Origin of the sequence: Chitinophaga agrisoli (genome assembly GCF_008386695.1) — a bacterium.
Lineage (GTDB): Bacteria > Bacteroidota > Bacteroidia > Chitinophagales > Chitinophagaceae > Chitinophaga > Chitinophaga agrisoli.
Genome location: NZ_VUOC01000128.1, coordinates 1 through 532 on the forward strand (window position 1 = coordinate 1; position 532 = coordinate 532).

At 52.3% G+C, this 532-nt stretch carries 1 protein-coding gene; it reads right to left on the reverse strand.

The genetic code is table 11. The annotated features are described in order from the left end of the window. Positions 1-39 precede the first annotated feature (39 nt). Positions 40-498 carry an alpha/beta hydrolase family protein gene (locus tag F0L74_RS34740; RefSeq protein ID WP_497707338.1) on the reverse strand — a complete coding sequence of 153 codons (459 nt, stop codon included), beginning with the start codon at positions 496-498 and terminating at the stop codon, positions 40-42. Positions 499-532: the final 34 nt, after the last annotated feature.

Sequence of the window (532 nt, forward strand, 5' to 3'; positions counted from 1 at the left end):
GTCGAATTTTGCTTTATTTGATTAACAGATATCGTATTTTTAGAAAGGCCAACTGCTGCCAGTTCTGAGTCCGTAGATTCCGTTTCCGCGCTTACCAAATACGGCATTACCCATGTTGAAGGTACCTCCAGAGCACTGATTGTTCTGAGCCTGATTGAGGTTGTTACATAGTCTGCCAACGAAACGATTGTGACGAACAGTGGAGGCGTACAATTCGTAGGCTCGACTGTGAGAGCAGGTACTAACTCTGCAACCCGGTTGGGGGTTTCTGCCACCGTTGGGGTAAAAGTCACCATGAGCAATGCGGTCAAAAATACCGAGAAGACCACCGTCGGTGTGGATTGCCTCCACATAAGCTCCTGCGTTACGGTTCAGGGCTTGGTTGTTACCACCCCACCTGGGCCCAGCCGGATCCAAACCGGTAACCCTGTTGGGTCTGCCACCAGCCTGTCGTCCAGCGTTACCGACAACGTGCGCGCCCAAGCTGAAGCCAATCAAGTGGACTCGACCCCAATTGCCGCCTCCGTTGTTG